This window comes from Aliagarivorans taiwanensis DSM 22990 (genome assembly GCF_000429505.1).
Classification (GTDB): Bacteria; Pseudomonadota; Gammaproteobacteria; order Enterobacterales; family Celerinatantimonadaceae; genus Aliagarivorans; species Aliagarivorans taiwanensis.
Window position 1 is genome coordinate 19,605 of record NZ_AUBZ01000008.1, and the last position, 21,885, is coordinate 41,489.

At 54.7% G+C, this 21,885-nt stretch carries 22 protein-coding genes; 8 read left to right on the forward strand and 14 right to left on the reverse strand.

Annotated elements, in window-relative coordinates; translation table 11 throughout:
* Position 1 precedes the first annotated feature (1 nt).
* Positions 2-1,009, reverse strand: a complete 1,008-nt coding sequence (glpX, locus tag G462_RS0107060) for a class II fructose-bisphosphatase (RefSeq protein ID WP_026958368.1) — start codon at positions 1,007-1,009, stop codon at positions 2-4.
* 79 nt (positions 1,010-1,088) lie between these two features.
* Positions 1,089-1,685 carry a DUF4202 domain-containing protein gene (locus G462_RS0107065; RefSeq protein ID WP_026958369.1) on the reverse strand — a complete coding sequence of 199 codons (597 nt, stop codon included), beginning with the start codon at positions 1,683-1,685 and terminating at the stop codon, positions 1,089-1,091.
* A gap of 181 nt (positions 1,686-1,866) precedes the next feature.
* Here G462_RS0107065 and ald point away from each other — a divergent pair, with 181 nt between their 5' ends.
* Positions 1,867-2,982 (forward strand): alanine dehydrogenase, encoded by a 1,116-nt coding sequence (ald, locus tag G462_RS0107070; RefSeq protein ID WP_026958370.1) that lies wholly within the window; start codon positions 1,867-1,869, stop codon positions 2,980-2,982.
* Between the two features lie 60 nt (positions 2,983-3,042).
* On the opposite strand, the gene G462_RS0107075 is transcribed toward ald, so the two are convergent.
* Positions 3,043-3,528 carry a DUF4357 domain-containing protein gene (locus tag G462_RS0107075; protein ID WP_026958371.1) on the reverse strand — a complete coding sequence of 162 codons (486 nt, stop codon included), beginning with the start codon at positions 3,526-3,528 and terminating at the stop codon, positions 3,043-3,045.
* A 94-nt stretch (positions 3,529-3,622) separates the two neighbouring features.
* Positions 3,623-4,471, reverse strand: a complete 849-nt coding sequence (gene rpoH, locus G462_RS0107080; protein WP_035477091.1) for an RNA polymerase sigma factor RpoH — start codon at positions 4,469-4,471, stop codon at positions 3,623-3,625.
* 337 nt (positions 4,472-4,808) lie between these two features.
* Here rpoH and cobA point away from each other — a divergent pair, with 337 nt between their 5' ends.
* The 4 genes from cobA (at position 4,809) to G462_RS0107100 (ending at position 10,086) form a co-directional block, all read left to right on the forward strand.
* Positions 4,809-5,627 (forward strand): uroporphyrinogen-III C-methyltransferase, encoded by an 819-nt coding sequence (cobA, locus tag G462_RS0107085; protein ID WP_026958373.1) that lies wholly within the window; start codon positions 4,809-4,811, stop codon positions 5,625-5,627.
* A gap of 9 nt (positions 5,628-5,636) precedes the next feature.
* The gene (nirB, locus tag G462_RS0107090) at positions 5,637-8,177 is read left to right on the forward strand and encodes a nitrite reductase large subunit NirB (RefSeq protein ID WP_026958374.1); all 2,541 of its coding nucleotides are present in this window, start codon (positions 5,637-5,639) and stop codon (positions 8,175-8,177) included.
* A gap of 9 nt (positions 8,178-8,186) precedes the next feature.
* Positions 8,187-8,522, forward strand: coding sequence for a nitrite reductase small subunit NirD (nirD, locus tag G462_RS0107095; protein ID WP_026958375.1), 336 nt, complete (start codon positions 8,187-8,189; stop codon positions 8,520-8,522).
* A gap of 214 nt (positions 8,523-8,736) precedes the next feature.
* Positions 8,737-10,086: an MATE family efflux transporter gene (locus G462_RS0107100; protein ID WP_084404968.1), complete on the forward strand. Its 1,350-nt coding sequence runs from the start codon at positions 8,737-8,739 to the stop codon at positions 10,084-10,086.
* A 76-nt stretch (positions 10,087-10,162) separates the two neighbouring features.
* On the opposite strand, the gene ftsX is transcribed toward G462_RS0107100, so the two are convergent.
* From ftsX to ftsY, 3 genes are read right to left on the reverse strand one after another with little or no spacing between them, the layout of a single operon-like run.
* Positions 10,163-11,116, reverse strand: a complete 954-nt coding sequence (gene ftsX / locus G462_RS0107105) for a permease-like cell division protein FtsX (RefSeq protein WP_026958377.1) — start codon at positions 11,114-11,116, stop codon at positions 10,163-10,165.
* On the reverse strand, positions 11,106-11,783 hold the full coding sequence (gene ftsE / locus G462_RS0107110) for a cell division ATP-binding protein FtsE (protein WP_026958378.1): 678 nt from the start codon (positions 11,781-11,783) through the stop codon (positions 11,106-11,108). Before ftsE ends, ftsX begins: the two co-directional genes overlap by 11 nt.
* Positions 11,784-11,804: 21 nt before the next feature.
* Positions 11,805-13,010 (reverse strand): signal recognition particle-docking protein FtsY, encoded by a 1,206-nt coding sequence (gene ftsY, locus G462_RS0107115; protein ID WP_026958379.1) that lies wholly within the window; start codon positions 13,008-13,010, stop codon positions 11,805-11,807.
* A gap of 94 nt (positions 13,011-13,104) precedes the next feature.
* Here ftsY and rsmD point away from each other — a divergent pair, with 94 nt between their 5' ends.
* Both rsmD and G462_RS0107125 read left to right on the forward strand, forming a co-directional pair.
* Positions 13,105-13,728: a 16S rRNA (guanine(966)-N(2))-methyltransferase RsmD gene (gene rsmD / locus G462_RS0107120; RefSeq protein WP_026958380.1), complete on the forward strand. Its 624-nt coding sequence runs from the start codon at positions 13,105-13,107 to the stop codon at positions 13,726-13,728.
* A 9-nt stretch (positions 13,729-13,737) separates the two neighbouring features.
* Positions 13,738-13,998, forward strand: a complete 261-nt coding sequence (locus G462_RS0107125) for a DUF1145 domain-containing protein (protein ID WP_026958381.1) — start codon at positions 13,738-13,740, stop codon at positions 13,996-13,998.
* A gap of 41 nt (positions 13,999-14,039) precedes the next feature.
* On the opposite strand, the gene G462_RS0107130 is transcribed toward G462_RS0107125, so the two are convergent.
* From G462_RS0107130 to G462_RS0107140, 3 genes are all read right to left on the reverse strand, one after another.
* Positions 14,040-14,636 (reverse strand): YhgN family NAAT transporter, encoded by a 597-nt coding sequence (locus G462_RS0107130; protein ID WP_026958382.1) that lies wholly within the window; start codon positions 14,634-14,636, stop codon positions 14,040-14,042.
* 105 nt (positions 14,637-14,741) lie between these two features.
* Entirely contained in the window at positions 14,742-15,422 is a 681-nt protein-coding gene (locus G462_RS0107135; protein WP_026958383.1) for a flagellin, read from the reverse strand.
* A gap of 94 nt (positions 15,423-15,516) precedes the next feature.
* Positions 15,517-17,028: a Ppx/GppA phosphatase family protein gene (locus tag G462_RS0107140; protein WP_026958384.1), complete on the reverse strand. Its 1,512-nt coding sequence runs from the start codon at positions 17,026-17,028 to the stop codon at positions 15,517-15,519.
* Positions 17,029-17,184: 156 nt separating this feature from the next.
* Here G462_RS0107140 and G462_RS0107145 point away from each other — a divergent pair, with 156 nt between their 5' ends.
* The gene (locus tag G462_RS0107145) at positions 17,185-17,724 is read left to right on the forward strand and encodes an NUDIX hydrolase (protein ID WP_084404969.1); all 540 of its coding nucleotides are present in this window, start codon (positions 17,185-17,187) and stop codon (positions 17,722-17,724) included.
* A gap of 14 nt (positions 17,725-17,738) precedes the next feature.
* Here the strand turns inward: G462_RS0107145 and G462_RS0107150 are convergent, their stop codons facing one another.
* From G462_RS0107150 to G462_RS0107170, 4 genes are all read right to left on the reverse strand, one after another.
* Positions 17,739-19,253 (reverse strand): YifB family Mg chelatase-like AAA ATPase, encoded by a 1,515-nt coding sequence (locus tag G462_RS0107150; protein WP_026958386.1) that lies wholly within the window; start codon positions 19,251-19,253, stop codon positions 17,739-17,741.
* A 526-nt stretch (positions 19,254-19,779) separates the two neighbouring features.
* Positions 19,780-20,196: a CBS domain-containing protein gene (locus tag G462_RS0107160; RefSeq protein ID WP_026958387.1), complete on the reverse strand. Its 417-nt coding sequence runs from the start codon at positions 20,194-20,196 to the stop codon at positions 19,780-19,782.
* A 93-nt stretch (positions 20,197-20,289) separates the two neighbouring features.
* Positions 20,290-21,078, reverse strand: a complete 789-nt coding sequence (locus G462_RS0107165; RefSeq protein WP_026958388.1) for an ABC transporter permease — start codon at positions 21,076-21,078, stop codon at positions 20,290-20,292.
* Positions 21,079-21,114: 36 nt separating this feature from the next.
* Positions 21,115-21,663, reverse strand: coding sequence for a sugar O-acetyltransferase (locus G462_RS0107170; RefSeq protein ID WP_026958389.1), 549 nt, complete (start codon positions 21,661-21,663; stop codon positions 21,115-21,117).
* Positions 21,664-21,885: the final 222 nt, after the last annotated feature.

The following is a 21,885-nucleotide window of genomic DNA, read 5'->3' on the forward strand; positions in this document are numbered from 1 at the left end:
CCTAAAGGATCAGTTCCTTTAGCTCCGGGTTCTTACGATCCAGGTAGTGGGTCGACTCAATCTTACGAATGGTGCGGGTACGGCCACGTACCAACAGGGTTTCGGTGGTCGCGATGTTACCTTCGCGGCGCACCCCTTCCAGCAGGTCACCCTTAGTGATACCGGTGGCGGAGAAGATAACGTTATCGTTCTTCGCCATCTCATCCATGCTCAGCACTTGGTTCACTTCAATGCCCTGCTCGTTGCAGCGCTTCACCTCGTAAGCACCGATGATACGGTTGTCTTCGGTATCGCCTTTCACCTGTTCGCGAGGCAACAGACGCCCTTGCATCTCACCGCCTAGCGCACGAATAACGGCTGCTGATACCACACCTTCCGGCGCGCCACCCACGCAGTACATCATGTCGACTTCGCTAAATGGCATACAGGTCAGCACCGATGCCGCTACATCACCATCTGGAATGGCGAATACGCGCACACCCATTTGCTGCATGTGAGAAATCACATCGTCGTGGCGCGGCTTGGCCAAGGTGATCACGGTCAGCTCGTTGAGTGGCTTGTTCAGCGCTTCCGACACGCGCTGCAGGTTCTCTTCGATGGTCAGGTTTAGGTCGATGGCGCCTTTAGCTGCCGGGCCAACTACCAACTTTTCCATGTACATATCGGGGGCGCGCAGGAAGGCACCTTTTTCTGCTACAGCCAGTACCGCAATGGCGTTATTCTGGCCCATCGCGGTCATACGCGTGCCTTCAATCGGGTCAACGGCGATGTCGACCGGCTCACCGCCAATACCCACCTGCTCACCGATGTACAGCATTGGTGCTTGGTCGATCTCACCTTCACCAATCACAATCTCGCCGTCGATATCCATCTCGTTCAGCATGATCCGCATCGCTTCAACCGCAGCCTCGTCCGCCAGGTTTTTATCACCACGGCCCAGCCACTTGTAACCTGCCAAAGCCGCCGCTTCGGTCACTCGAGAAAAACGAAACGCCAGATCTCTTTTCATAAATTCGCCTTGTTCGACACGCTGATTAAAAATTGACGGCGCGAACTATAGCATGAGCTTATGTTTTTTGAGAGCGGATTTACGAAATATTCAACGCCTTCTGCACCAGTGCCAGTGATGATTCACTAAGCGGCAAGGTCAAGGCATGCTGCTGACCGCGCTCCGACATCTTCGCCCAAGTCTTGCGCACAATATCGACTACCTTGTCGTCGTCATGCTTAGCGGCAAACTCTTCGAAGTAGTAGCGCAAGAACACCAAACAGATCACGTCTTCCAGCGCCTGAACCAGCGGGTCGCGTTTGATCCCATGCTTAGTGAGTAGCTTAGTCACCTGCTGTTGTAACTCACCGTCCGCACCATGCTTGTCGAGGATCTCGCAGCACAACTGAGCGTGCTTGCTGCCGAGGTCCTTACGCCATTGCAGGTAGCCTTTCTTGCCCTCGGGGTAGTCACTACGTGGGCTTAACCAACGGCCAATGTGTTGGGCGCGCGCAGCGATCTGCAGCGCTAACTCATCACCGCCAAACTGCTCCAGCATGGCGCTCATACGTTGACCATATAAAAGCTCTTTGGGCAGGGAATCACCCTGTTCATCTAACTGAATATTTGGATCTTGCTGGTTGAATAGATCGATATCGTCTAAGACTGCTTGTAGAAAATTTTGCTGCGCATTCATGGCTTTGCTCGTCACTTCCTTTTGTATTCGTGGTAAGTCACAACATATCGCTCTGACAAGACAAAAACAACACAGTGTTATCTGCTGCTCAGAATTTGCATTCGCCACACGTTACCCTATGGTTAAAGCTTGAACTCAACATTTTCGTTGGCAAGCAGACCATTAACAGGAGGTAATGACTATGCTGATTGGTGTTCCTAAAGAGATAAAAAATCACGAGTACCGGGTAGGGATGACACCGGCGAGTGTGAACGAGCTGAGCAAGCACGGTCATCAGATAGTGGTAGAGACCAATGCAGGTCTGGGGATTGGCTTCAGTGATCAAGACTATATCGATGCTGGTGCACGTATCGCGGCCGATGCCAAACAGGTGTTTGCTGAAGCGGAGATGATCGTCAAGGTCAAGGAACCTCAAGCGGTGGAGCGCGCCATGTTGCGCGAAGACCAGCTGCTATTCACCTATCTACACTTGGCGCCCGATCCAGCGCAAACCGAAGACCTAATCAACTCTGGTGCCGTCTGCATCGCCTACGAAACTGTCACCAGCCCACAAGGTGGTCTGCCACTGTTGGCCCCCATGTCGGAAGTGGCCGGGCGCATGTCGATTCAAGCCGGCGCAATGGCCTTGGAGAAGTCCCATAGCGGCCGCGGTGTGCTACTCGGCGGCGTTCCCGGAGTAGAGCCAGCCAAGGTAGTCATCATTGGCGGCGGCGTAGTTGGCCGTAATGCCGCGCAGATGGCGGTCGGTATGGGCGCTGATGTGACCATTCTGGATCGCAACCTTGATGTGTTGAAGCAACTCGACGCCCAGTATCGCGGCCAGTTGAAGACCGTCTACTCGACCGCTGCCAGTATCGAGCAGCATGTGACCGAGGCAGATCTGGTGATCGGCGGGGTGCTGCTGCCAGGGGCTGCTGCGCCTAAGCTGATCACCCGTGAGCTGGTGAGTAAGATGAAAGCCGGCTCGGCAATTGTCGATGTCGCCATCGACCAAGGCGGCTGCGCGGAAACCTCTAAGGCCACCACCCACCAAGACCCAATCTACATCGTCGACGATGTGGTGCACTACTGTGTGGCGAATATGCCCGGCGGTGTGGCGCGCACCTCCACCATGGCACTCAACAACGCTACCCTGCCGTATATCATCACCCTGGCCAACAAAGGCTACCGCCAAGCGTTGCTAGACGATGAGCACCTGCGCAATGGCTTGAATGTGATGCACGGTAAGCTAACCTGCGAAGAGGTGGCTGAAGCGCTATCGCTCGAATCGGTGCCAGCGCTGAGTATGCTTTCTTAAGCAAAGCTTAATTAGGACGAATCAAACAACCAAAAAGAGCGCCTCAATGGCGCTCTTTTTTTAGCGTTTCTTGCCGTAGCCTCTAACCTTTAGGCTCTTACCCCAACGGTCAACCCAAGCATCCAGACCACTGCGGGCGTTGCCGGCGATCATACAGGCAGCAGCGCTGGGACTGGAGAACTGGTAATCACGCATAAACTGCAGCACATCGCCTTCATGACACAGCACATGTTCTTGAATCAGTTGATCACGTAAGGCCTGAACGGCTGGGCGCAATGAGTCGGCATCGCTGATATTCGCGGTAGAGCCCTTGGTGACCACAAAGTTTGGTTTGTGTTTTGCTCCCACTGGATAACCAAACGCCACCGCCTGCTTCACCGCAAACTCAAACTCGGCTTGAGTCTCGACTGCTTCATCGGGCGCGGCAATCAAGGATTTAAGTGCCATAAGCTGCTGGTAAAGCTCGTAGGGGAGGATGGCGGCAGTCTTGTGACCTTCGTTATCTACAATGAAATTGACTTTAGAGAAGTCTAAGGGGCTTTCCATGGCGACGCGTGCTGCTGAGAATTTAGCCTAAGGGTAGCAAAAAACAGCTATAAAAAAACCTCGCTAAGCGAGGTTTCTGTTATTAAGAACGGGCCTAAGCCATTGCTGACTTGAGCTTTTTCATGGCGTTCTTCTCTAGCTGGCGGATCCGCTCAGCCGATACCTGATACTGGTCAGCAAGCTCTTGCAAGGTCGCCTTGTCTTCATCCAGCCAACGGCGCTGGACGATGTGGGTGCTGCGCTCATCCAAAGTGGCTAAGGCGCTACGCAGGCGATTAGCGGCATTCACTTCCCAGTTCTCTTTCTCAACATACTCTGCAACATCAGAGCTCTTGTCTTCTAGGTAGTGAACCGGTGCGAATTGGCCCTCGCGCTCTTCATCATCGGCGCTGAGATCGAAGGCTTGGTCTTGGGCCGCCATGCGCGACTCCATTTCCAGCACATCTTTGGCCGTTACCCCTAGCTCTTGGGCAACCATGTCGACTTCTTCGCTCTTAAACCAGCCCAGACGCTTCTTCGATTTGCGCAGGTTAAAGAACAGTTTACGCTGTGCCTTGGTGGTGGCAATCTTCACCACACGCCAGTTGCGCAGTACGTACTCGTGGATCTCCGCTTTGATCCAGTGAACCGCGAAAGACACCAGACGCACGCCAACGTTCGGATCAAAGCGCTTTACCGCCTTCATCAAGCCAACGTTGCCTTCTTGGATAAGGTCCGCGGTTGGCAGACCATAGCCAGAATAATTCTTTGCTACATGCGCGACAAAGCGCAGGTGAGACATTACCAACTCACGGGCAGCCGTCAGGTCACCGTCCTCGAATAAACGAGTTGCCAATTCTTTTTCCCGCTCAGCGCTAAGCATCTCGATCTGATTGACCGATTGGATGTACGCTTCAATACTGCCCAGAGGGACTAAAGCCATTGACACGTTAGTTTGCTCCATAACAACCTCTTATTTGTTGCGGACTGGCGATAATACCATAGAGTCGTACAAGATCTAAACTCAAACACCGCGAAACTCAAGCCCGTTTTCACAAATTTACAGACCGAGATTAAGACGATTTATTTGCAAGATAGTTCACACTTTTAGCACTGCCAAGGTGCGTATGTTGATCATTTAGGTGCAACTTATCTCTTAAGTAGTAAAGATGTTGCAGTTAAGCTTCAAACCAAAAAACCCCATAAACCATAGAATATTAACCATTTACTTTAAAGCAGTTAACAGTGAAATACGCTGGCACCATGCTTGCGTCGCCAAAAGCGAGCATGGAGAGTATTCGATGAACATAAAAACATTAAGCCAATTAACTCAGCCTAAACACGCAGGGACTGCGGGTCGGGTTGATCTGGTGGGAGCCGGTCCGGGCGATCCGGAGCTGCTGACGCTAAAAGCCTTACGCAGTATCGAAAGTGCCGATTTGATCCTTTACGACCGCTTGGTCGGTGACGAGATCCTAAGCCTGATCCCGCAAAAGACCCGCGCCATTTACGTGGGCAAAGCCAAACACAATCACTGCGTGCCCCAAGAGCAACTCAACCAATTTATGGTGGAGCAAGCACAGCGGGGGTTGCACATCTGCCGATTAAAAGGCGGTGACCCCTTTATCTTCGGTCGCGGCAGCGAAGAGCTGATGGAACTGCAAGCCGCTGGCATCGCCAGCCAAGTGATCCCCGGTATTACCGCTGCAGCAGGCTGTAGCAGCTATGCCGGCATCCCGCTGACTCACCGGGGCCTGTCACGCGGCTGCACCTTTGTTACCGGCCACCTAAAAGACGGCAAGCTCGACCTTAACTGGACGCAGCTTGCGAACGTAGATCACACCTTGGTGTTCTACATGGGACTGAGCGCGCTAAACGAAATCAGCAGCCAACTGGCCGCCCATGGCCTGGCAGCAGATACCCCTGCCGCGTTGGTGGAAAAGGGCTGTCACAGCGATCAACGGGTGGTTACTACCACCTTGAGCGAACTCACCGAGCAGGCCGACCATCATCAGCTAGAAAGCCCCACCCTGATCATCATTGGTCAGGTCGTCGCCTTGCGAGAGCAACTTAACTGGATAGAACAGATGACACCACGGCCAATGGCAGTGGGAGAATAGGAGAGAGATATGCAAAGGATTATTGTTGTTGGCAACGGTATGGTGGGTCACCGCTTTATTGATGAAGCCTTAACGCAAAGCGAATCATTCCAACTGACCACCTTCAGTGAAGAGCCGCGCCTGGCCTATGACCGGGTTCAACTCTCCAGCTACTTCAGCGGTGCCACCGTTGATGACTTGATGATGACCTCCGAGTCCTACTACGACGAGAAAGGCGTCGAGTACTTCGTCAATGACCGGGTCGCCAGCATCGACCGTAGCGCTAAAACGATTACCACCGCTCAGGGCCGTACTGAAAGCTACGACAAGCTGGTACTGGCCACGGGGTCTACCCCCTTTGTACCGCCGATCCCTCGCCCGGATGACGAGGCGGCCAAGCAGCACATCTTGGTCTATCGCACCATCGAAGATCTCGAAGCGATGAAAGCCAGCGCCAAGCAAAGCAAGGTTGGCGTGGTTATCGGTGGCGGCCTGCTAGGCCTAGAAGCCGCTAAGGCGCTTAAAGATCTCGGCCTGCAAACCCATGTTGTGGAGTTTGCCCCACGCTTGATGGCGGTGCAGATCGATCAAAGTGGCGGCGATATCCTGCGTAGCAAGATTGAAGAGCTCGGAGTCCATGTCCACACCGATAAGAACACCCAAGCCATTGAGCCCGGTGAAGACACTCGCTACCTGATGAAGTTTGCCGATGGCAGTGTGCTGGAAACCGATATGATCCTATTCAGCGCCGGTATCCGTCCACAGGATAAACTGGCTCGCGACTGCGAGCTGGCGATCGGCCCACGTGGCGGTATCGCAATTAACGACCAGTGCCAGACCTCAGACCCAGATATCTACGCAGTGGGTGAATGCGCGCTGTGGGATGGCAAGATCTTCGGTCTCGTAGCTCCCGGCTACAGCATGGCCAAAGTGGCCAGCGCCCACCTCAGCGGCGATGCCGCAGCCAGCTTCCAAGGCGCTGACATGAGCACCAAACTGAAACTGATGGGTGTCGATGTGGCCAGTATCGGCGATGCCCATGCCCAAACCGAAGGCGCGCTCAGCTACAGCCTGTGCGACGAAGCCAAGCAGGTTTATAAGAAGGTGGTGACCAATGCCGCCGGCGACAAGCTGCTGGGGGCGATCTTGGTGGGCGATGCCAGTGACTACGGCGCGTGGCTACAGCTCTACCTCAACGATATGACGCTACCGGTTGCCCCTGAGTACCTGCTGGTACCGTCCACCGAAGAAGGCGCGGCCTCGGCCGGTATGGGCGTTGAAGCGCTGCCCGATACCGCCCAGATCTGTTCTTGCTACGACGTGACCAAGGGCCAGATCGCCCAAGCCGTTAAAGATGGCGCCACCACCATGGCCGATATCAAAAGCTGTACTGGCGCCGCAACCGGCTGTGGCGGCTGCTCAGCCCTTGCCAATCAGGTCCTTAACAGCGAGCTGGAGAAACTGGGTGTGGAAGTCAGCTCGGCCATTTGTGAGCACTTCGATTACTCGCGCCAAGAGCTGGCCGACATCGTCAAGGTCAAGCAGATCCGCAGCTTCGAGCAGCTACTAAAAGAATGCGGTAGCGGCCATGGCTGTGAGATTTGTAAGCCTGCGGTCGGTTCGATTCTGGCATCATTCTGGAACGACTATGTGTTGGAAGATGAGCACATTGGCCTGCAGGACACCAACGACATCTTCCTCGGTAACATGCAAAAAGACGGCACCTACTCGGTGGTACCGCGGATTGCTGGCGGTGAGATTACCCCAGATATGCTGATGGTGATCGCCGAAGTCGCCAAGGAGTTCGACCTCTATACCAAGATCACCGGCGGTCAACGTATCGATTTGTTTGGAGCCCAACTGCACGAGCTGCCACTGATTTGGCAAAAGCTCTGTGATGCTGGCTTTGAAACCGGCCACGCCTACGGCAAATCGGTACGTACTGTGAAGTCCTGTGTGGGCTCTACCTGGTGTCGCTACGGGGTGCAAGACAGCGTCGGCATGGCGATTTTGCTGGAGAACCGCTACAAGGGGCTGCGCTCGCCGCACAAGCTCAAGTTTGCCGTGTCAGGCTGTACTCGCGAGTGCGCCGAAGCACAGAGCAAAGATATCGGCGTAATCGCCACCGACGCAGGCTGGGCGCTTTATGTTTGTGGTAACGGCGGTATGCGTCCCCGCCATGCCGACTTGTTTGCCAGCGACCTGGATGATGTAACCCTGATGCGCTACATCGACCGGATCCTGATGTTCTATGTGCGCACCGCCGATCGCCTACAGCGTACCTCGGTGTGGATGGAAAACCTGGAAGGTGGGCTGGACTACCTCAAACAAGTGGTGATCGAAGACAGCCTGAATCTCTGTGATGAACTGGAAGCCGACATGAGTCGAGTCGTCGAGAACTACCAGTGTGAATGGAAGACCACCCTTAGCGACGACAAGAAACTGCAGCGTTTCCGCCAGTTTGTTAACGCCGATGGCAGCGACCCGCAGCTACAGTATGTGCGCGAGCGTGGCCAGCGCCGCCCGGCAACCGAAGATGAACGTCGCATCGACATCGTAGAAGTGCGTTAGGAGAAGAATATGCAAGCAAGTAAATGGTTCGACATCTGCGATAAAAGCATCCTCAGCCCAAACACCGGTGTATGTGCCCTGGTGGACGGCAAACAGATCGCGGTGTTCTGGGAGAGTAAAAACGACCAGCTGTATGCCATCAGCAACTACTGCCCGTTCAGCAAGACCCATTCGCTATCGCGCGGCTTGATTGGCGATAGCAAGGGCGAGCTGTTGGTGGCCTCGCCACTCTATAAGCAGCGCTTTAGTCTGCAGACCGGGCAGTGTCTGGATGATCAAGCGATCTCGGTGCCCGTCTATCCGGTACGTGAAACCAAGGGCAGGATTGAGATCAGCCTCGACTAGCCCCTTGAACTCATAAAATAAGCGCAACACCTAAATAAAACAGGCTCATGAAAGAAGCGACTTTACTTTCATGAGTCTGGCAAAAACGTGACCTCTCAACATAAAATTGCGACTGTAAAAAAAGTAAGCAGATTATTGGTTTTGGCAACAGGACAAGGGCCCTTGTGAGGCGTAGAATCCCGGCCAATTATCACTCTGTCCCAGCTGTTTCTTCATGTCCCAATCTCCAACAAGCCGCACCCTGGAAAAAGGGTTGTTCGGTATGGCCCTGCCGCTGCTCGGTGAATATGTACTGAATATGTCGGTCCCGGTTATCGATGCGCTCTACCTAAGCCGGATCTCCGATCAGGCTGCTGCCGCGGTAGGCGCGGTTACGCCATGGTTTGCCATGGCCATCACCTTGTTCTCTGCCACTGGCATTGCGGGTGCCAGCCTGGCCTCTCAGTACATGGGAAAAAAGAATTATCCACGCGCCAATCTGATGCTGGCCGGCTTGGTGATCATCGGCATGATGACCTCGCTGCTGGCCGGTTGCTTCTTCTGGTTCCAAGCTGGCGATATCGGCCACTGGATGGGGCTGCCAGAGGAGATGGCCACCATTGCAGGAAGCTACCTAGTCATTGCCGGCTCCGGGGTTGGCTTGATGGGCTTTAGGATGATGCTCGGTAATATGTGCAACAGCTATGGCCAAGCCCAATGGAACACCCTGTCAGTCGCGTTAATGTTTTTAGTAAAAATCGTCGGTAATTCGATTGTGGTATTTGGCTGGTTCGGCGTCGAGCCAATGGGCGTACAAGGCGTTGCTTTGGTGAGCATTGTAGCCTGGAGCCTGGCCCTTGTGCTCAACCTGCTGGCGCTGCTGCTGGTGATAAAGGTGCGCCTGCCACTGATGGCTGCATTGCGCCAGCCAGCACTGAGCCTTAAGCCCATCCTTCGTATCGCCGTACCATCGTCTTTGGAGCCTTTCTCCTTCCAGAGCTTTATGATGGTGCTCAGTGTGTTGGTGGTTGGCTTTGGCGAACACGCCATTGCTGCGCGGGTCTATACCCTGAACATCTATAGCTACTGCATCATGTTTTTAGTGTCCATTGGTGTGGCCAATACCATGCTGATCACCCAGCTCGCCGGGGCTGGACGCTTTGAGGAGTGCCGCCAGCAGATGGTGCAAGGGATCCGCTGGGCGCTGGGGATTGTGATAGGCATGGTACTGGTGATCCTGCTGCTGCATCGTTGGTTGCTGGGCCTATTTACCCAAGAGCAAGCCATTCTGACCATGGGCCTTGGGGTGTGTTTGATCCACACCTTTCAAGAGCCGATGCGCGCGGTGAACATTATTGCAGGGAACGTGCTGCGGGGCTGCGGCGATGCAGTGTTTGTGACCGCCACCGCGATTGGCGTGACCTGGCTTATCTCGGCGCCACTGGCCTACGTGGTTGCCAGCTACACCGACTTTGGCTTGTATGGAGTGCTCAGTGTCGCGCTGCTCGACGAAACGCTGCGCGGCCAGGTCAACTGGCGACGCTGGCAAAGCGGCCGCTGGATGAGAAAACTGGCACAAGACTAAAGGCTGTGACCTGTAGCCACCTACATCAGCAGGCTTTTAAACAGGATGATTGGACTTTAACGGCACAGAGCCCAGTTTAGCTGGGCTCGATCTCTTTAATATGACGTTGCACCGAGAACCACGAGGCCAACAAGCTCATGCCACACGCCATGACCATCAGGCCAACAAACTCATTGATGTCCAAGCCCAGTAGCTGGACCTGATATTGGTAAAGAATTCCAAGCTGCTGCAATGCGAACTCAGACCAGAGCAGCAACACGTTACACAGCACCCACGCCAACAGACCACCAATTACCCCATACCAAAAACCGATATACAGGAACGGACGGCGAATAAAGCCGTCCGTGGCACCCACCAGCTTCATCACCTCGATCTCGCTGCGCCGACTCAAAATACCCAATCGCAGGGTATTGGAGACGATCAGCACCACCGCCGCCAACAGCAACAGCACCAACAGGCTAGCCATTTGACTGGCCATATTGCTTAGGCTGTTAAGGCGACTGAGCCACTCCACATCCAGGCTGACCCGCTCGATCTGATCCATGCCGCGTAGCTCCTGCTGCAAACGCTTGGCGGCCTCGGCATTACGGTATGCCTCGTTAAGCTGCAGCACTAATACATCCGGTAGGGGATTGTAGGGCAGTAGGGCCAACACATCATCAAAGCCACTGCTTTGCTCGAACTCCGCCAGCCCCTGTTCCTTGGAGATATGACTCAGGCTGGCGACTTCGTCGCGTAGCTCCAGTTGCTTTTGCATCGCTTGCAACTGTAGCTGGTCGATGTTTTGACTGAGATAAACGGTCAGCTGCGTCTCGCTCTGCCAATAGGCGGTCAGGCTGGAGAGGTTCTTCATGGCCAGATAAAAACTGGCTGGCAGCGACAGGCATACCCCTAGCACCGCCATGGTCAACAGCGAACTGCCCGGTGTACGCCATAACTCGCCAAGGCTAGAGATACACTGCTGCACGTGGCGCACCCAGTACATGGCAAAACGAACAGGCCAGGCGACCTTGGCTCGATTAGTCTGCATCTGCCGCTCCTTGCTCACAGGACAGTAGGCCTTGGTTAAGTACGAATCGTTGATGATGAAGCTTGGCAATCAGACTCAAGTCGTGGCTGGCAATCAGTACCGCCACGCCGACCCGGTTAAACTCTTCGAACAGTTTGAAGATCTCCAGCGACAACATTGGGTCGAGGTTACCGGTGGGCTCATCGGCAATCAAAATAGCGGGCTTGTTGACCACCGCGCGGGCGATCCCCACCCGCTGCTGCTCACCGCCCGATAGCGCAATCGGCAAGGCAGTGGCCTTCTCAAGCAGGCCGACTTTATCGAGAGCGGCTGAGACCCGGCGACGGATATCGCTCATCGCATAGCCTTCAATCACCAATGGCAGCGCCACGTTGTCGAACACGCTGCGGTCCATCAGCAGCTTATGGTCTTGGAAGATCACGCCCATCTGGCGGCGTAGTGCTGGCACTTTAGTCCGCGGCAGGCGCGAGATATCTTGCCCTGCCACCCATACCTGACCCGCCGACGGACGCTCCATGGCGGTGATCAACTTCAGCAGGGTACTTTTTCCTGCTCCGGAGTGTCCGGTCAGGAACGCCATCTGGCCCTGCTCAAGGTGAAACGACACCTTTTGCAGCGCCTGTTTGCTGCCGGGATAAACCTTGCTTACCTGCTCAAAGCGAATCATCGCCGCAATCCTTGTCGATTATTATTCTTGGCTGAAGAGCGCATCCACAAATGGTTGAGCCTCAAACTCACGCAGATCATCGATACCTTCCCCGACACCGATGTAGCGGATCGGCAACTCAAACTGATCGGCCAAGGCAAAGATCACCCCGCCTTTGGCGGTGCCATCGAGCTTGGTTAACGACAGGCCAGTCAGGCCCACTGCTTCGTTGAAGATCTTGGCTTGAGAGATGGCGTTCTGACCGGTGCTGGCATCGATGGTTAGCATCACCTCGTGCGGCGCCGCATCGTCTAGCTTCTTCATCACCCGAACAATCTTCTTCAGCTCATCCATCAGGTGGGCCTTGTTCTGCAAGCGGCCAGCGGTATCGGCAATCAACACATCCACGTTGCGCGCTTTGGCGGCTTGGAAGGCATCGAAGATCACCGAGGCGCTATCGGCACCGGTGTGCTGAGCAACCACCGAGATGTCGTTACGCTCGCCCCATACCTGCAGCTGCTCAACCGCAGCAGCACGGAAGGTATCGCCAGCGGCCAGCATCACGCTCTTACCCTGACTTTGGTATTTCTTGGCCAACTTACCGATGGTGGTGGTTTTACCTACGCCATTCACCCCAACCATCAGGATCACAAACGGCCCATCGGTTTCCGGTTGCAGTGGCGCTTCCACTTTTTGTAACAGCTCGCCCATCTGCAGCTTAAGCTGCTCGTAGAGCGCCTCACCATCTTTGAGCTGACGGCGGTCGGCCTGTTCAGTCAGGTTGTCGATAATCTTCAGCGTGGTGTCGATGCCCACATCGGCCAATAGCAGTTGCTCCTCCAGCTCTTCAAACAGCTCATCGTCGATTTGCTTGCCTTTGAACAGCGAGAAGAAGCCCCAGCCAAGGTTCTCGCGGGTGCGCTTAAGCCCTGCTTTTAGTCGGGCAAACAGGCCCATCTTCGGCGCTTCCGGCTTGGCTTGTGGCTCTGGCTCTGGCTCTGGCTCTGGCTCTGGCTCTGGCTCTGGCTCTGGCTCTGGCTCTGGCTCTGGCTCTGGCTCTGGCTCTGCAGCAGTGTTCTCGGTAACAGCTGCGCTTGCAAGCTCACTCTCGTTGCTTTGCTCTACGTCGGGTTGGCTTGCTTCAGCCTCAAGCTCTGGCGCTGCAACCTGTTCTTCCGCTTGCTGCTCACTGTCGGACTTTCCACGACTAAACCAGGAAAATAGCCCCTTTTTCTTTGCCATTGGCATTTACCTATCTTTTGGAATTTCTGCTTTGCTTATCGGACTGCTACAATCCGCAAAATTGCAGCGATTTTATCACAGATTTCAACGAGCTTTAGTCATGCCACGTCGTTCTCCCCAAAAAAGCCCAAAGTCTTCCGCCCGTGGCGGCAACACCCGCAGCGGTAGTATTCGTATCATTGCCGGGCAGTGGCGTGGTCGCAAGCTAAAAGTGCTCGATGGCGAAGGCCTGCGCCCCACCACCGATCGGGTAAAAGAGACGCTGTTTAACTGGCTGGCGATGGACATTCGTGGCGCTCGCTGCCTGGATGCCTTTGCTGGCAGTGGCGGGCTAGGCTTCGAGGCCCTTTCACGCTACGCCGAACATGTCACCTTGGTCGAACGTGACCAGCGAGCCGCTCAGCAACTCAAAGACAACTTGGCGCTGCTGCAAGTGGATGCAACCCAAGCCAAGCTGGAAGTGGCCGATACCCTGCAACTGCTGCGTAAAGAGCCTGAGCACGCCTATGATGTGGTGTTTATCGATCCGCCGTTCCACCAGCAACTGGTCCAGCAATGTATCGACTTGCTGGTCGCCAACAACTGGCTGGCTGACGATGCCTTGGTGTATCTAGAACAGGAGAGCTCAGCGGCCGAACCAAACCTACCAAGCGGCTGGGAGAAGATAAAGTCCAAGCAAGCCGGGCAGGTGAGCTACAACCTCTATCACATCGAACACGCTTAAGGAGTTCCTATGATTACCGTTGGCAAAGGATTGATGGCGTTAATCTGGTTGGTATTTTTATTTGCGCCGCTGCTATTCACCCCGCCCTACAACTGGTTGGTGCTCGGCTTTGGCGTGATCATGTTGATACTTCACGCGGTGCAATTGCTCGCACTTAAAGCCAACCTTCAGCAAAGTGGGGTATACCGCCCCGGCGATGGCTGGCGCATTCTACTGTTTGGTTTCTTTGCCATGTGGGAGCTGCATAAACGCGCCCAGCAGCGACAGTAAGGCAATAAAAAAGCGCCTGTACTAGGCGCTTTCAATCGGGCTTAACTGGCCACCGACATCAGATAGTTGGCAATGCCATCCATCAGCATCTGTACCGCCAGCATAATCAATAGCATGCCCATCAGGCGCTCCAGCGCTTTTAGACCGCGCTCACCCAATAGCTTCATCAACAGCTCGTTGAGCATCAGGATACACACGGTGATCGCCCAAGCAGCCAGCAGCGCCAGCGACCAATCGGTCATGCGTTCAGCATCTTGATTGGCCAGCAGCATCAGTGATGCCAATACCGAAGGCCCAGCAATCATCGGGATCGCCAGCGGCACCAAGAACGGCTCCTCACCCGCCGCTAAGCCCGCCACACCGCCAGGTTGTGGAAAGATCATCTTCAGGGCAATCAAGAACAGGATCAGACCACCAGCGATACCTACCGCTTCTTGGCGCAGATTAAGGAAGCCAAGGATATGCTCACCGGCAAACAGGAAGCTAAACATCACCGCCAAAGCCACAATCAGCTCGCGGATAAGCACGATTCGACGACGCTTCGGCTCAAGATGCTTGAGCATCGACATCACCACCGGCAAGTTACCCAGTGGGTCCATGATTAAAAACAGCATCACGCCGGCAGACAACGCGTCCATCGGTATTCCTCAACAACAGCAAAAATTGCGGCGCATCTTAACCAAACTCTCGGCAAATAAAAAGGCAGCTCGAAAGCTGCCTGTATCTGGGATGGAATGCACGCTCTATAAGAGGCGGTCTACGCTGCGTGCATACTCTTGCTGACCACGAATACTCTGCACCGAGGTCTGGAACAACACATCGTTTTGAGCTTGTTGAGAGCTGGCCAATGCATAGTTGGTATCGAGAATCCGCGAGCGAGCTGCGCTTTGCGCTTCCAACGCAGCTTGGGTCGAGCGGTAGGCTGACTCAGCAGCATTCGACTCAGCACCCAGCTGGGCATTCGCCGCATCGGTAGTGCGCTGGGCTTGAGTAAATGCATCGCCCGCACCCGGGTCGGTGATATCCACACCATCAACGCCTAGATCGCCAGCGTTAGGGATGGTGGCAGTGTTTGCATCCGCTTGGGCTTGCAGGGCAGCTAAGTCGTCGGCGTTGTAGATGCCGTTGCCCGCCTGAATCGCCAAGGTTTGATTCGCTTGCAGCGCTTCAGTGGTGCCTTGCAGCTCGGCAGATGCAATGTTGTTTAGTGAGACTTGGTTTTGGTAGATGCGCCCGTAGGCTTCCGCCTCGTTGACCTGAGAGGTAAGGCGGTTAGCAATCTGCAAACCAGCTGGGTCGATAGCTGCAGTAGTAATGCGGGTGCCAGATGCCAACTGCTCGCTTTGCTCTTCCCGTCGCTTCTGTGCCTGTTGAGCATAAAAGTCGGCCGGTGAAGATGTATTATTAATAGAATTGATGGCCATTGTTATTACCTATTTACCTGTTGTGCGCCAAATCAATTTGGCTACTAAATAAGCATAACACATGGCCAAACATCGCACTAGATCGTCAAATCGATTAAACCGTAATCACATTGAGGCGATAGCCAATGTGTCGCATATAACGGCGCTCGCTCTCTAAGTCCGCTTTAGTTAAGGGATTTTCCTGTAGCCACTGCTTCTCCACCAGCAAGCTGATGTGCTCCCCGGCCGCACGCAACTCAAGATCTGGAGCGGCTTGTTTACGCTTAGCGCGATTGAAGATAACGGCCAGTCGCAGTAATACGCAGGCTTTTAGCAGTTCCAAGTTGTCCATTGGGAAGTCTTGCTGTGGAATGCGCTTGCGGTGGGCCAATACCAAGGCCGCTAACTGCTGTTGCTCTTCCCGGGAAAAACCTGCCAAGTCAACATGGCGAACGATGTAGGCGCCGTGTTTTTGGTACTCGCTGTGAGTAATCTCCAGTCCTACCAAGAACAGCTGGGAAGCCCAATGTAGCAGCTGCCCGGTTTCCGCTTCATCCAGCTCCCAGGTCTCGGCGACTTGAGCTAGCAGGTTCGAGCAGGTCTTAGCAACCCGACCACTGAACACCTTATCACAGCGATAACGCTCGGCTAGGCGAATCACACTCGTTGGACGAATATCGGTATGCTCTAAACGGCCTTTCAGCTCATAGAGCAGGCCTTCGCGTAGCGCCCACTCGGCAGCATGCATCTGCTCGATGTGTAGACTACCGAACAGCGATAGTAGGGTGATCACCCCGCCTAGGAATACCGGTTGGCGCTCCTTTGACAGCCCTTCAATGCTGACATCGCTATTGCCTGCCTGACGATAGATCTCGACAATCTTATCCAGACTCTTCAGGTCGATAGTGCCATCACTAAAGCCATTTTCACGGCACACCTTGGCCACCGCTTTAATGGTTCCCGATGCACCTAAACACTCCTGCCATTTCATATCGACCACGTCGTCGGCGATCGCTACCAGTTGCTGGGAGCAATAGGTGCTGGCGGCTTTGAGGCGCTTTTCGGTAACTTTACCGCTACGGAAAAACTTCTTGGTGATAGACACACAGCCCATATCCAGGCTCTCTTTCAGGCACAGGTCCATACCATCGCCCAGACAAACTTCGGTACTGCCACCACCGATGTCCACCACCATGCGGCGGCCTTTGGTCGGTGCTAAGTAGTGAGCCACACCCAAATAGATTAGGCGCGCCTCTTCTTCACCAGAGATAATCTCAATCGGGTGGCCTAAGCGGCGCTCTGCCTCGGCTAAAAAGCGGTCCGAGTTGCTCACGCTACGCAGGGTCTTGGTGCCGACGATCCGCACACTGCCGGGCTCAAACTCGCGCAGCCGCTCGCCGAAGCGCTCCAAACAGCCCAATGCACGATTAACCGCCGCACTGTCTAGGGAGCCATCTTCTTGTAAGCCCCAACCAAGACGGACCATCTCCTTGACCTTGTCGCGCACCTTCAATTCACCATCTTGCCAATCGGCGATGATCAGGTGGAAGCTGTTACTACCAAGATCTAGCGCGGCCAGCGACTGGGAGGTGGCTTTGGGACGAAGTAAGCGAGTCAAATTGAACACTGCGGCTCCTTAACATCGATAAACGGGTGAACGGCCAAGCCAGAGAACCCGTAGTAATAACTGTGTTGAAATCACAGGACTATACAGAAAATCCAATTTAGACAACAGTCTAGGCTAAGATTGCGAGAGCCGCGAACCACATAGAGGGGGGCCTGAATGGCCGATAGCAACGACTTTAAGACCCATATTGAACATAGCTGGAGCCGACTAGAGCTACACCGTACCCAACGGGTGTTTCCTGACCGCCAGCGTCAAACTGTAAAGTACATCCATCACCCGGGTGCGGTGGTGATCGTCCCAATTAGTGACGAAGGGAAACTGGTGTTAGTGCGCCAGTATCGGCCAGCCGTTGACGCCTGGGTAGTCGAGTTCCCCGCCGGCACTCTCGAGGAAAACGAGGCTTCGCCGCTGCACTGTGCGCAACGCGAACTCCAAGAAGAAGCCAACCTAAGCGCCGACAAATGGCAGTTAATCGGCAAGCTCTACCCCGCCGTTGGCTTCTGCGACGAGGTGCAACATATCTTCGCCGCCCACGACCTGAGTTTTAAACAAGGCGAGTGCGACGAGGATGAGTTTATCGAAGTGATAGAGATGGATATCGAGCAGTTTGAGCAGGCCGTCAAACAAGGTGATGTTGCCGATGCCAAAACCATCGCCGCCTTCACCCAAGCCCGCCTGGCAGGGCTACTCACGTAAGCTATACCGGCGGCTTAGGCCGCCAACTTCGCCAGCAAACGCTCCATCGCTCGATAGCTCAAGGCCTCACTGAGATGCACCCGCTTAATATCGGCCAAGTCCTGACCATCAGCAATACTTCTCGCCAACCGCCAAATACGATGGAACGCCCGGGTCGACAAGCCCAGCTGATGAATACTCTGCTCCAAAAAGCGCGCATCCTCGATATCCAAGCGGGCGTATTGGGACAGCTCTCGGCCACTTAGCTCGCTGTTTAGCTTGCCTTGTCGTTGCAGTTGGCGTGCTCGCGCCGCCATCACCCGCTCTCGCACCTCAACGCTGCTCTCACCATCACCACTCTTTGACAGACTACCTTGAGGTAGGGGGCTGACCTCGATACTTAAATCGAAGCGATCAAGAAATGGCCCGGAGAGGCGCTGCAGATATTTGAGGATCTGATCAGGGTTGCTGCGCATCTGCGCCCCTTGGTAATGGCCACACGGCGAAGGATTCATTGCGGCAATCAACTGAAAGCGCGCCGGAAAGCTCACCTGACGCGCGGCCCGCGAAATATTAACCTCACCGGCCTCCAAAGGCTGGCGCAGTGCATCTAACACTGAGCGGGGAAACTCTGGCAGTTCGTCGAGAAACAGCACGCCATTGTGCGCCAAACTGATCTCACCGGGCTTGGGCACCGAGCCGCCTCCGACCAGCGCTACCATCGAGGCACTGTGATGGGGGCTGCGAAACGGCGGCAGATACCACTGGCCATCTTCTCTTGGCAGGTTCGCCACCGAGGCAATGGCCGCCGCCTCCACCGCCTGCAGTTCATCGAGCGGCGGTAAGATCCCAGGCAAACGGCTGGCGAGCATGGTTTTTCCAGTGCCGGGAGGCCCCAGAAACAGGAGATTATGGCGCCCAATAGCGGCCAACTCCAGCGCCCGCTTGGCCAGCGGCTGCCCCAACACCTCCTGAAGATCCGGCAGCTGCTCGGGCAGCTCCTCCAGAGCTACTTGCGGTGGGATCACGCTTAGCTGCTGCTGGCCATTGAGCATCGCGGTTAGCTGCGCCAAAGACTCGCTACCCACCACATCCAGCGCTTTGATACGTGCCGCTTGGCAGGCATCGCCCATAGCTAAGTACAAGTGTTGCTGCTGCTCACGCGCAGCTAGGGCGGTAGCGATCACGCCCTCCACCCCTCTTAGCTCCCCCGATAGTGCCAGCTCGCCCACATAGCAATCCTTTGACAGATCGACACCGGGTAGTCCGCCGGATGCGGAAAGGATCCCGAGGGCAATGGGCAAGTCATAACGGCCACCGCTTTTCGGCAGATCGGCCGGCGCCAAACTCACGGTGATTCTTTTGGAAGGAAACTCAAAGCCACTGTTAATCAGCGCACTACGCACGCGGTCCTTCGCCTCTCGGACCGAGGCCTCAGGTAGTCCAACGATATTAAAAGCAGGTAAACCGGCGGAGAGGTGCACCTCAACCGTGACCGCCTGCGCCTCCATGCCGAGCAAACCGCGCGTACCCACCAACGCTAAGCTCATTATCCACCCTCGCAATTGACAACTAAAATAATAGTAGTTGAGAGAGGGCGTGAACATTAAGCCAAAATGGCAGTGGGGTAGAACTCTGAGCTACTTGCTATGGCGAGGGTTGCGTTGACTGAGTTGTAGTTGAGACTTTGCGGCTTCCCAGTAATGCCGGGCGATAACGCTTTGGCCGGAGCGCAAAGCACATAGGGCGCTATTAGCTAAGTCATTGATATTGTTGCGATTGGTTGTTAAGCTTCGCTTGCTGACGGTCATCCACATACTCCCAAACTGTGTTGATTGTCGGCCTCGACCCTGCCAGTTGCCGCTGACAGGGTCGACTCGTACGTCGCTCGCTGCATCTCGAGCTTGCCGCGTTGCAAGTATTGGCCGTGTTACCCAGCAACCAGGTTGCTGTCCTATCGGTAACGCCAGTCATTGCTGCCACGCACAAGCTTTATCGGCTCTTCCCCTCAAGCCTTGAGTATTATTTCTACAACAGCGCTCGGGTTAGCGATTGCTTCCCCGTGAGCGCCTTGATCTAAGCTTGATGTTTAAAGCACTGCTGTTGCTGTTGATCAAGCACCTTCAGCACCATGCTGCGATCGATCAAACCAATGATGCGCTGGTTTTCTACCACCGGATAGACCTTCGGTTTGTCGTCGGTCATCTGTCTGGCTAGATCAAGAATGCTGGTCTGTGGCGAAACGCTCAGCACCTCGGGCTTCATCAAATCTTTGGCTAATGCGGTCTGATCGCAGTAATAACCGGCTTGCAGCATCTGCACCAAGCAATCGCGCTCTGATACCCAGCCCACCAACTGTTTGTGCTGATTGACCACTGGGGCGCCGAGTTGGCCGCTTTCCACCAACGCATGGCTGATGTCGCTGATGCTGGTCTCTGGCGTGAAGCTCAGAAACTGGCGGCGCATATATTGTTTAACACTTAGGTCCTGCATCGTGTCTCTCCTGACTGTCGCTTACCCCTTAACTATAGTTGGGTGCATCCATCGAGAGAAATGGCTATTTTCAATCAGATTGATAGGGAAGTCTTAGGCGTCGCGCTGTACTAGCAAGCGGCCGCTGTCGTTAAGCAGGCTGCGTACACTCAAGCTCAAGCAAACCGCCACCGACACGAACAACATGACAAAGATTGCCAGCATAATTACTAGCTGGTATTTAATCGCAAGCAGTGGTGAGGTCCCGCCAAGGATCTGTCCGGTCATCATGCCCGGCAGGGTAACCAAACCGGTTGCGCTCATCGACGCTAAGATCGGCGCAAACGACTGACGCATCGCCGCTTGCGCAAAGGGGAAACAGGCATAGCCGGGAGCCGCTCCCAACGAGAGTGCACCGTGGTATTCCAGCTCACGCTGCTCAAAAGCGCCGAACAAGTGTTGTAGCGCCACGATGTTGGCGCTGAGGCTATTGCCCAACAACATCCCCGCCAGCGGGATCAAATACTGGGCATGGTGCCAAGGAGAAGGTTGCAGCAAGCCGAACAGCATCAGCCCCACCAGCGGTAGTGCGCCCAAGCTTAAGCCGCAAAACACCGGCACACTCACTCGCCAGCTGCGCAACTTTGCCTTGCGGCTGATGGCGCGGCTACCGATCACCAACATCACGGCTAGCCAAGCAAGGTTGACCCACACACTATTTAGCTCAAACAAGAACTCGAGATAGAGGCCAACCAGCGCCAACTGCACCATCATTCGCGCGATAGAAACAGCACTTTCAGCCAGAAGGCCTAACTTAAACGCCCAATCGATCCCCACAGGAATCAACAGGATCAGGGAGAAAAGCGCCAGCTGCCCCCAGCCTATGTCGATAATATCTTGCAACAGTGTCTCACTTATTTATTGGGTGCCTGCCACGCGCTAGTCGCAGGCTTTAATCACCTTAGCGGGCACGCCACCAACCACCATGCCAGCTGGTACATCGCGGCTAACCACCGCACCAGCGGCTATGACCGCATCGTCGCCGATAGTGACGCCCGGTAGTATTTGCGCGCCCATACCAATCCATACCCGATCGCCAATGGTGATCGCCTTGGCATACTCCCAGCCTTCGGTGCGCTCTCGCGCATTCAGTGGATGGGTTGCCGTGGAGATCTGCACACCGGGGGCCAATAGCACGTCATCGCCAATCTTCACCTCGGCGCAATCGAGGATGATACAACCATGGTTGGCATAGAAGTTCTTGCCGGTCACGATGTTGTAGCCGTAATCGCAGTAGAACGGCGCTTCAATCCAGGGGTCGAGGCTGTTGGGTAGCAGGTCGGCGAGTACGTCTGAGCGCAGGTCTTCATCCGGTGGCATCTGGTTAAACTCATAGCACAGCATCTTGGCCTGCTTGCGCTCTTCGACCAACTCACCGTCAAAGGCCTGATAGGCCTCACCACTTAACATTTTTTCTTTCTCAGTCATCGCATGCTCACTTCATTTGGGCTTCGCCCAGTATTGCAAAGCCACAGCGCGTCACAAAGCATCCAGCGCACAAGCCGCCAAGAAACCAGTTAATTTCAAATTAATTTCGATAGTGAATTCTACGGGTTTTACAGCAATTTCTTCGGCATCAAGGCGAGACCACACCCTTTTATACTGCATAAGAAAAATTCAGCAATCGCTTTGACTGCTCATTGTTTATTA

Coding starts and splice junctions, on each gene's coding strand:
- G462_RS0107160 (WP_026958387.1), bottom strand. CDS start 20,196: ATGCAGGACCTAAGTGTTAAACAATATATGCGCCGCCAGTTTCTGAGC.
- rsmD (WP_026958380.1), top strand. CDS start 13,105: ATGCCACGTCGTTCTCCCCAAAAAAGCCCAAAGTCTTCCGCCCGTGGC.
- G462_RS0107135 (WP_026958383.1), bottom strand. CDS start 15,422: ATGGCCATCAATTCTATTAATAATACATCTTCACCGGCCGACTTTTAT.
- cobA (WP_026958373.1), top strand. CDS start 4,809: ATGAACATAAAAACATTAAGCCAATTAACTCAGCCTAAACACGCAGGG.
- nirB (WP_026958374.1), top strand. CDS start 5,637: ATGCAAAGGATTATTGTTGTTGGCAACGGTATGGTGGGTCACCGCTTT.
- nirD (WP_026958375.1), top strand. CDS start 8,187: ATGCAAGCAAGTAAATGGTTCGACATCTGCGATAAAAGCATCCTCAGC.
- rpoH (WP_035477091.1), bottom strand. CDS start 4,471: ATGGAGCAAACTAACGTGTCAATGGCTTTAGTCCCTCTGGGCAGTATT.
- G462_RS0107065 (WP_026958369.1), bottom strand. CDS start 1,685: ATGAATGCGCAGCAAAATTTTCTACAAGCAGTCTTAGACGATATCGAT.
- ftsE (WP_026958378.1), bottom strand. CDS start 11,783: ATGATTCGCTTTGAGCAGGTAAGCAAGGTTTATCCCGGCAGCAAACAG.
- G462_RS0107075 (WP_026958371.1), bottom strand. CDS start 3,528: ATGGAAAGCCCCTTAGACTTCTCTAAAGTCAATTTCATTGTAGATAAC.
- G462_RS0107170 (WP_026958389.1), bottom strand. CDS start 21,663: ATGACTGAGAAAGAAAAAATGTTAAGTGGTGAGGCCTATCAGGCCTTT.
- G462_RS0107130 (WP_026958382.1), bottom strand. CDS start 14,636: ATGGACGCGTTGTCTGCCGGCGTGATGCTGTTTTTAATCATGGACCCA.
- glpX (WP_026958368.1), bottom strand. CDS start 1,009: ATGAAAAGAGATCTGGCGTTTCGTTTTTCTCGAGTGACCGAAGCGGCG.
- G462_RS0107145 (WP_084404969.1), top strand. CDS start 17,185: ATGGCCGATAGCAACGACTTTAAGACCCATATTGAACATAGCTGGAGC.
- ftsX (WP_026958377.1), bottom strand. CDS start 11,116: ATGCAGACTAATCGAGCCAAGGTCGCCTGGCCTGTTCGTTTTGCCATG.
- ftsY (WP_026958379.1), bottom strand. CDS start 13,010: ATGCCAATGGCAAAGAAAAAGGGGCTATTTTCCTGGTTTAGTCGTGGA.
- G462_RS0107125 (WP_026958381.1), top strand. CDS start 13,738: ATGATTACCGTTGGCAAAGGATTGATGGCGTTAATCTGGTTGGTATTT.
- G462_RS0107100 (WP_084404968.1), top strand. CDS start 8,737: ATGTCCCAATCTCCAACAAGCCGCACCCTGGAAAAAGGGTTGTTCGGT.
- ald (WP_026958370.1), top strand. CDS start 1,867: ATGCTGATTGGTGTTCCTAAAGAGATAAAAAATCACGAGTACCGGGTA.
- G462_RS0107150 (WP_026958386.1), bottom strand. CDS start 19,253: ATGAGCTTAGCGTTGGTGGGTACGCGCGGTTTGCTCGGCATGGAGGCG.